The following is a 2,761-nucleotide window of genomic DNA, read 5'->3' as shown; positions in this document are numbered from 1 at the left end:
TGGTTTCGGCAAGTTGAATTGGCTCCGGTGCGGCATCTTGAAGTGGCCCCGGCTGCCGGGTTGTGTGATCGGTCGGCATTCTGATCTGGCCCCACCTGCGGTCGTGGCGAGCGGTTCCGGCACTCTGATTTGGCCCCATCTCCGCGCACTGTTTCCGCTGGTCAAGCGGTGGTCGTGTTAGCTGGCTCGGGTGCTGCGGCGGCGTTTGGTGGTGCGCAGCCGGAAGGATTCGGTGCCGGTCTCGATGATCGACGCGTCGAACGTCAAGCGATCGACAATCGCGGCGCAGAGCCGGGGATCGGTGAAGGTGCGGGCCCATTCGCTGAACGCGGAGTTGCTCGCGATCGCGATGCTCGAGCGTTCCTCCCGCTCGGTGAACACCTGGAACAACAGCTCCGCGCCCCGCCGGTCCAGCTCCAAATACCCCAGCTCGTCAAGGCAAAGGAGATCGACGCGGCCGTAGCGGGCGATCGTCTTGGACAGGTGTTTGTCGTCGGCGGCCTCGACCAGCTCGTTGACCAGCGCGGCGGCGGTGACGTAGCGGACCCGGAACCCGGCTTCCGCTGCGGCGGTGCCGAGCCCGATCAGCAAATGGCTCTTGCCGGTGCCGGAGTCCCCGATCATGCAGACCGGCTGCCCCGCGCGGATCCAGGCTCCCTTGGCGAGGGTGTGGACCAGCGCCGGCGGGACGTTCGGGTTCGCAGCAAAGTCGAAGTCCTCCAGCCGTTTCGCGCGCGGGAACGCGGCCTGTTTGACCAGGCGGGCCTTGCGGCGGACCTCGCGGTCCTCGCACTCGATGAACAGCAGCTCCGAGAGGAAGCTCTTGTAGGTGGCCTGCTGCCGGGCTGCGGCGGCGGCCTGGTCGCCGAACCGGTCGCGGATCGTGGGCAGCCGCAGGATCCGGCAGGCCTGCTCGATCGCGGCGTCGGCGGCTTCCTCGGTGAGCTGGTCCCGGCCGCGGGCGGTGGTGCGGGTCATGACGCGGTTCCCTTCCTCGACGGATTGCGCAGCAGTTGGTCGTAGGCGGCGACCGACGGCTCAGGCCGGGAGTCCGGCGGCAGTTCGGCGTCGCGGCGGCGGTCGGGCAGCGACACGACCTTGCTGCGGCTGCGCTGCGGCCTCGGCGGGTCGACCGCCGCGGTGTCGCCGGCCGCGGCGGCGTGTTTGCGGGCCTCGATCGCGACCACGTCAGGCGAGACCGACCCGGCCTCCAGCGTGACGCGGATCCCGGCGAGCACGTGCGCATGAGCCATTCGCCGGTGCAGCAACAGAACTTCGATCAGCAGCCGGGTCCCGGCCTGGTCGCCGTGCTTGGCCCGGGCAGCCGCCCAGAACGCGTCGTGGGCGGCGGTGAACCAGCCTTTCTCCCGCGCGTGGACCAGCGCGGTCGCTCCCCGCAGCGCACCCGGCTTGCCGGCCAGGACCTCCAGGTAGTGGTCCAGCACCAGGTGCTGACCGCCTTTGGTGGTCAGCCGCGGATGCCGCGCGACCTCGACGGCCCCGTGCAGGACGACCAGTTCTTCGGCGTCGAGCTTGGCCCGGACCGTCTGCCCGATCAGTCTCGCCGGGACCGAGTAGAGCGCCTGACGGACGGTGATCCTGGCGTAGCGGTCGACCCGCGGCGTCGTGGTCAGCGCGATGTCGAACTCGTCGGACGGCAACGCCGCCAGCAGCGGTGCTTCGCAGGCGAAGTCCTGCCCGATCGTGGCGGCCCGCCCGTCGACGTGGCGCGCGTCCTCGGCCAGGTCCGCCGCGGCGAGCCTGTCGTTGACGCCCTTCAGACCGGAGATGTCGGCGATCTTCGGGACCGGGACGAACCAGCGCCGCCGGAACCGGCCGCCTTCGCCCTCGACTCCGCCTTTCTCGTGAGCGCCTTCTTTGCCTGGCATGCAATAGAAACTCGTGATCCCGTAAGCTGATTTGAACAGCACCCAGCGATCAGTTTCGACCCGCGACCGTCCAAAGCAGACCCGCCGCACCGCCGAAGACAAGTTGTCGTAACGGATCTCGCCGGCCGGAACCCCGCCCAGCTCGGCGAACGCGGCAACATGCCCGGCGAAGAAAGCCTCCTGCCCCTGAGAAGAATAGACCCGGTGGATTGCCTTGCCGGAGAACGACATCCGCAACGTGAACAGGAAGCACTTCGTGTCGACGCCGCCGACGTTGACCCAGACCTCGGCGAAGTCGACCTCGGCGTCCTGTCCCGGAAGATGCGTCTGCGGAACAAAACCGTCCACCACGCCCGCGCGGCTGCGGGCCTCCAGCGCGATCTCCGGACGCCGCTTCGCGACGTAACTCGACACCGTGCGATAAGCGATCGTCGCGTCGTGCTCGTCGACCAGCCGTTCCCAGATCCGGTGCGCGGTATGCCGCTGCTTGCGCGGCGCGTCCAGATCCTCCCGCAGCATCGCATCCATCGCACCGCGCAACGGACCCGTCACCGGCGACGACCGGACCGGCGTCTTCCGCGGCGGCGGCACCGCCGACCCCAGCGCCTGCCGCACCGTCCGGCGATGCACCCCGTGCCGCTCAGCCAACGCCCGCACCGACAGCCCCTCGACCCGGGCATCACGGCGGATCAGCGCGAACAACTCCACCCTGGACACCATCCCGGCTCCCACACGGACGGCCCCTCCCCGGCACTGTCCGCCCAGAAACCTCCGCTCGACCGACCGACTCGCACACCACGAGCCCGAATTCCCCCGATCGGTGGGTCCTGCACGCAATGCCGAACCGGGGCCAAATCACGATGCCACGGCCA

Annotated in this window: 2 protein-coding genes; both read right to left on the bottom strand. The window is 69.3% G+C overall.

The genetic code is table 11. The features are described 5' to 3' along the window. Positions 1-177: 177 nt before the first annotated feature. Entirely contained in the window at positions 178-978 is an 801-nt protein-coding gene (gene istB / locus EIZ44_RS44350; RefSeq protein WP_043833244.1) for an IS21-like element helper ATPase IstB, read from the bottom strand. Continuing rightward, positions 975-2,609, bottom strand: a complete 1,635-nt coding sequence (gene istA / locus EIZ44_RS44345) for an IS21 family transposase (protein ID WP_043833242.1) — start codon at positions 2,607-2,609, stop codon at positions 975-977. The genes istB and istA overlap by 4 nt, the downstream gene beginning before the upstream one ends. Positions 2,610-2,761 lie beyond the last annotated feature (152 nt).

Origin of the sequence: Amycolatopsis nivea (assembly GCF_004522235.1) — a bacterium.
Classification (GTDB): Bacteria; Actinomycetota; Actinomycetes; order Mycobacteriales; family Pseudonocardiaceae; genus Amycolatopsis; species Amycolatopsis nivea.
The sequence above is the reverse complement of the archived record's forward strand: the minus strand, read 5'-3'. Positions and strand labels throughout refer to the sequence as shown.

Bases quoted from the DNA above. Each gene is read 5' to 3' on its own strand.
- istA (WP_043833242.1), bottom strand. From the start codon at position 2,609: ATGGTGTCCAGGGTGGAGTTGTTCGCGCTGATCCGCCGTGATGCCCGG.
- istB (WP_043833244.1), bottom strand. From the start codon at position 978: ATGACCCGCACCACCGCCCGCGGCCGGGACCAGCTCACCGAGGAAGCC.